Genomic DNA, 4,778 nt, shown 5'->3' with positions numbered 1-4,778 from the left:
AAAATGGCCGCCGAAGCCGATGAACCATTAGAAATGAACTTCATCCGCAAACACGCCCTAGTTCAAGCCGAAGAAATGGGCATCAACCTGCGTCAAGCCGCCACCCGCGTCTTCTCCAACGCCTCCGGTTCCTACTCCTCCAACGTCAACCTCGCCATCGAAAACGGCACCTGGGAAAACGAAGCCGAACTTCAGGAAATGTACCTCGGACGCAAATCCTTCGCCTTCAGCGCAGATAATCCCGGCACAATGGCGCAAAACCGCACCATCTTTGAAACCGCCCTCAAAACCGCCGATGTCACCTTCCAAAACCTCGATTCCTCCGAAATCAGTCTGACTGACGTATCTCACTACTACGACTCAGACCCCACCAAAATCGTCGCCAACCTGCGGACAGACGGCAAAAAGCCCACCTCCTTCATCGCCGACACCACCACCGCCAACGCCCAAGTACGCACCCTCTCAGAAACCGTCCGCCTAGACGCACGCACCAAATTGCTCAATCCTAAATGGTATGAGGGAATGCTCTCCCACGGCTACGAAGGCGTACGGGAACTCTCCAAACGATTGGTAAATACCAGCGGTTGGAGTGCGACCGCCGGAGCGGTGGATAATTGGGTATATGAAGAAACCAATGACACGTTCATCAAAGATGCGGACATGTGTAAACGGTTGATGGATCTCAATCCTAACTCGTTCCGTAAGATTGTTTCGACGCTGTTAGAAGTCAACGGACGCGGCTACTGGGAAACTTCAGAAGAGAATCTCGATAAGCTCCGCGACTTGTATCAAGAAGTTGAAGACCGAATTGAAGGTGTTGAGTAATCTCTAATTTAATAAGATAACCCCTGTATAGCCCGCGCTCTACAGGGGTTTTAAAGTAATCAAATATAGCAACTAAGCGTGCCCAGCCAATTTAGATCTAACTATAATACTACCAAAACTTCCACCAACAGTAACACCAATAGCGGGACACATTGGTGCTAGAGATGCTGCTACTGGTGGAGCAAAAGGAGCTATGGCAACATCAACCACATAACACACTGTTACCACACCCGCTGCACCCCCAATCGTGCTACCAAATCCCGTCCAAAAACCTCCTACTACTTTTTCTATAATGGAACCATTATCAGCTAAAGCTGGAGTAGCAAAACTATTGAGTAATAGTAAACAGCTTAGACAAATTGTGAATAAAGAGCGGAGAAAGTTTTTTGTTAGCACATGTTATGTTGTGCAAGTGTGAATTATAATTGAAAGGATCGGCAATATACATAAATCTATTTGTAACGAATAAGACATCGAAATGAATGTGATTTCAGTTACAAAATAAAATAAGATTAATGTAAATTTTTGACGATCGTAAAATAACAATAATCGAACAGATAGCTAAAACCTATGCAAACAATTTTACTCACTCATGAAGAAGTCGCCCATCGTGCCCAACAGATGTACGAAAGTAGCATTCGTCAGCAGGTACATTCTGAAGCTAATATCGGTAAAATGGTAATTATTGATATTGAGACAGGGAACTATGAAGTAGATGAAGATGGCTTAATCTCTGCCACAAACTTGAGCGAGAAAAATCCTACTGCTCGACTATTTGGTATCCGCATTGGCTACAATGTCTCAGCTTCCTTCGGTGGTGTGATGGAGCGGGTCGATTGATGATTTCTGGAATTGTTAAGGGCAGACATGCCACTATTGCGGTAGTTTTTCGTCTACCAAATCGACCAGATTTCTCAATTGACTTTGTAATCGATACTGGATTCACAGATCGTCTGTCCTTACCGCCAGAAGCGGTTTCTCTGCTAGGCTTACCATTCAAGTATGCAATGTCAGCCAATTTGGCGGATAATAGCAACGTAATATTACCAATTCATGAAGCAGTAATTATCTGGAATGGAGTAGAACAAAAAGTTCGGGTACTTGCGGCAGGGAAAAAACCTTTGCTTGGAACGAGATTGCTAGAAAATTATGAACTTATCGTGAGATTTACAGAAGGTGGCTTAGTGAAAATAGAAAAGTTCTAATCGTTTAATAAATATGGCAGGAAAATCTGAGCGAATTAGTTTCCCTAAAGCAGTTCGTGAGTATGTATTCGATCGAGACAACCATCAGTGTAAAAGTTGCGGACAAACTACTAAACTATCGATCGACCATATCATTCCGCTAGCTTCAGGTGGTAGCAACGATATCAGTAATTTGCAAACATTATGCAGTTCCTGTAACAGCCAGAAAAAACATTATTTCGATCCCAGGTTCAATCGCCGCTACGATTAACGTCCCTAATTTCCAATCCCCACGGCTGCGGAAATCGATGCTAACCCTCGCGATTCTAGTTTGGCGAGTAATCCTGTCAAAATGCGATCGACCATCCAGGGGCCATTGTAAGTCCAACCTGTATAGACTTGAATTAGACTCGCCCCAGCCGTAATTTTCTCCCAGGCATCATCGGCGGTAAAAATGCCGCCTACGCCGATAATTGGCAAACTGCCACCCGTTTGCTGATGGATAAACCGAATCACTTCAGTAGATTTTTGACGAACGGGCGCGCCGCTAATCCCCCCGGCTTCTTCAGTTACTTTTTTACCCGTAGCTGCAACTATTTTAGTAGTTAATTGCGATCGATCGATCGTCGTATTAGTGGCAATAATTCCGGCTAATTGATAAGTCTGTGATAGCTCCACCACCGCTGCAATATCTTCCCACGCTAAATCGGGGGCAATTTTGACTAATATGGGCTTGCGACCCTGATTTTCTTGTTGTAAAGTATCAAAAATAATCCGTAATGGTTCGATCGCCTGTAAATCTCGTAAATTGGGTGTATTCGGCGAACTCACATTAATTACAAAATAATCGCCCAAATCTTGCAGCCTTTTGAAACTCCCCAAATAATCCTGCGCCGCTGCTGCTAATGGCGTAATTTTAGACTTCCCTAAATTAATGCCGATCGGAATGCTAAAATCACCCTGATGACGCTGTTGTAATGCTGCTGCCATTGCCGCACTACCCAAATTATTGAACCCCATCCGATTTAATGCCGCCCGATCTTGGGGCAACCTAAATAGACGCGGCGGTTCGTTTCCTGGCTGCGGGTGATAAGTCACCGTGCCCAATTCCGCAAACCCAAAGCCTAAATATTGCCACATGCCAGCAGCGATGCCATCTTTATCGAAACCCGCCGCCAAACCAACTGGATTGGCAAAATTCAGCCCGAAGAGCGACTGTGCTAGCTGTGGCTGTGCCCGACAAAAATACTGCTGAAAGCTTGCTTTAGCGAGTTTGGTCAGAGGAGATGTCGGCGTGGAATCGATCGCGTGTAAGAGGGCTAGCGACTGCTTGTGAACCGCTTCTGGATCGGCTTTAAGAACGGAAAATAACAGGGGACGGAGTGCGAGTTGGTAGATATCCAAGGGAGATGGGAGGTGGGAGTAGGGAGTACAGTTCGGCTATCGCTCACTGACCGGAGTAAGGAGTAAGGAAAACCTAACCTACATGCTAGCTGCGTTTGAGGTTGGTTTACCCCCCCAACCCCCCCTTATAAAGGGGGGGCTTTTGCTCCCTCCCCTTTATAAGGGGAGGGCTGGGGTGGGGTAGAGATCTACGCATCACAGCCAATAGACTTGGAGTTTGCGAGTGCTACCTTAGGCTTTAAGGAGTAAGAAATCTGGTATTTGGGGATGGGTTGTGGCAAAAATGTCTTAAATTGAGATGGTCGATCGCACAGATTTGATTTGAGGAAACTATATAATCAATTAGCAGTCTAAGTCTTCATGAGGATTTAGACAGCAAGTATTAAATACAGTAACTAATCTTTGAGGAGTAATCAATATCCCTATGACCCCACCTATCGCCACCGTCGCTACCACCCCAGCCCTATTATCGCACCCCGCGCCGATTACAGCCCAAAAACCTCAAGCATCTGCCACGACGACGAGAGCAGACTGGAAAAATCGCACTCGCCTAACTAGCCCCGATATCCAGGCTCCCGCAGCGATAAAAGTCGCCCAATCCGAACTCCCCGGCGGATCGACACCGCCACCAGCTCCCTCATCACCGAATACTACTGTCGATACCGGGAACGGTTATACCTCCAGAATTCCCCGCAGCTATTTGGGGCCAGCATTTGCGACTGGAAATGGTAGCGGTAGTTTTGGTGCGATTAGTAGATTTCCATTAAGCCCGAATTATTCTATCCGTCCCTCTGCAATTTTTGGTGGTAGTGCTACCATCGTCCGCGTTCCCATTACCTACGATTTTATCTTTAGCGATAAAGAACCCTTCGAGCGCAACCCAGTCGTAACGTTTAATGTTGGCGGTGGGGTGCAGTATAGTTCTGTTAACAATCAAAGTAGTAAATTTAGCTTGCTAGCAACTGTCGGTGTCGATGTCAATCTGTTTGAAGGTGTGGCTCTCGTCAGTAGTTACAATACCGATTTCGGCTCGATTAATGGGGTCAACTTTGGTTTGGGTTTTGAATTTTAATTAATACTGGCGGTTGTTGCTGGTAATTTAGCAAGTAAGTTCGATTAAGAGCAATCGCTACAATATCTAGAGGGTAGGGGTAATTCATATACCCCTATTTTTTATCTAGATCTCCTTGTAATATTAATTGTAAGCCCGTTTGAACACCTCTTGTTGTAGGTAAATCGCGCGCGGTGGTAGAGGTGGCAATGATGTAAAAACATTGAAATTGGCATCGAAATTAAAATTCCGGACAGGAATGTTGTAGTACCTACCACCTAAGAAATACCGACCGCTATACTCTAGCGGAGTAC

General features: G+C 45.6%; 7 protein-coding genes. 5 read left to right on the top strand and 2 right to left on the bottom strand.

The features are described 5' to 3' along the window. The coding region (locus Q0R35_RS08430; protein WP_295616088.1) for a cobaltochelatase subunit CobN at positions 1 to 825 on the top strand (825 nt) is incomplete at its 5' end. 72 nt (positions 826 to 897) lie between these two features. Here the strand turns inward: Q0R35_RS08430 and Q0R35_RS08425 are convergent. Further along, a complete protein-coding gene (locus Q0R35_RS08425) occupies positions 898 to 1,221 on the bottom strand; it encodes a hypothetical protein (RefSeq protein ID WP_295616085.1) in 324 nt (107 codons plus the stop codon). Positions 1,222 to 1,395: 174 nt separating this feature from the next. On the opposite strand from Q0R35_RS08425, the gene Q0R35_RS08420 reads away from it, so the two are divergent. Genes Q0R35_RS08420 through Q0R35_RS08410 form a run of 3 tightly spaced genes read left to right on the top strand, consistent with a single transcriptional unit; the run spans position 1,396 to position 2,280 of the window. Then, positions 1,396 to 1,665, top strand: coding sequence for a hypothetical protein (locus tag Q0R35_RS08420; RefSeq protein ID WP_295616058.1), 270 nt, complete (start codon positions 1,396 to 1,398; stop codon positions 1,663 to 1,665). Continuing rightward, the gene (locus Q0R35_RS08415) at positions 1,665 to 2,030 is read left to right on the top strand and encodes a clan AA aspartic protease (protein WP_295616055.1); all 366 of its coding nucleotides are present in this window, start codon (positions 1,665 to 1,667) and stop codon (positions 2,028 to 2,030) included. The genes Q0R35_RS08420 and Q0R35_RS08415 overlap by 1 nt, the downstream gene beginning before the upstream one ends. 13 nt (positions 2,031 to 2,043) lie before the next feature. Beyond that, positions 2,044 to 2,280: an HNH endonuclease gene (locus Q0R35_RS08410; protein ID WP_295616051.1), complete on the top strand. Its 237-nt coding sequence runs from the start codon at positions 2,044 to 2,046 to the stop codon at positions 2,278 to 2,280. Positions 2,281 to 2,285: 5 nt separating this feature from the next. Here Q0R35_RS08410 and Q0R35_RS08405 read toward each other — a convergent pair whose 3' ends face one another. After that, positions 2,286 to 3,413, bottom strand: coding sequence for a quinone-dependent dihydroorotate dehydrogenase (locus Q0R35_RS08405; protein WP_295616048.1), 1,128 nt, complete (start codon positions 3,411 to 3,413; stop codon positions 2,286 to 2,288). A 424-nt stretch (positions 3,414 to 3,837) separates the two neighbouring features. On the opposite strand from Q0R35_RS08405, the gene Q0R35_RS08400 reads away from it, so the two are divergent. Next, positions 3,838 to 4,485: a hypothetical protein gene (locus tag Q0R35_RS08400; RefSeq protein ID WP_295616046.1), complete on the top strand. Its 648-nt coding sequence runs from the start codon at positions 3,838 to 3,840 to the stop codon at positions 4,483 to 4,485. Positions 4,486 to 4,778: the final 293 nt, after the last annotated feature.

This window comes from Chamaesiphon sp. GL140_3_metabinner_50, assembly GCF_025361915.1.
Taxonomy (GTDB): Bacteria; Cyanobacteriota; Cyanobacteriia; order Cyanobacteriales; family Chamaesiphonaceae; genus Chamaesiphon.
The sequence above is the reverse complement of the archived record's forward strand: the minus strand, read 5'-3'. Positions and strand labels throughout refer to the sequence as shown.

Bases quoted from the DNA above. Each gene is read 5' to 3' on its own strand.
- Q0R35_RS08420 (WP_295616058.1), top strand. From the start codon at position 1,396: ATGCAAACAATTTTACTCACTCATGAAGAAGTCGCCCATCGTGCCCAA.
- Q0R35_RS08415 (WP_295616055.1), top strand. From the start codon at position 1,665: ATGATTTCTGGAATTGTTAAGGGCAGACATGCCACTATTGCGGTAGTT.
- Q0R35_RS08410 (WP_295616051.1), top strand. From the start codon at position 2,044: ATGGCAGGAAAATCTGAGCGAATTAGTTTCCCTAAAGCAGTTCGTGAG.
- Q0R35_RS08400 (WP_295616046.1), top strand. From the start codon at position 3,838: ATGACCCCACCTATCGCCACCGTCGCTACCACCCCAGCCCTATTATCG.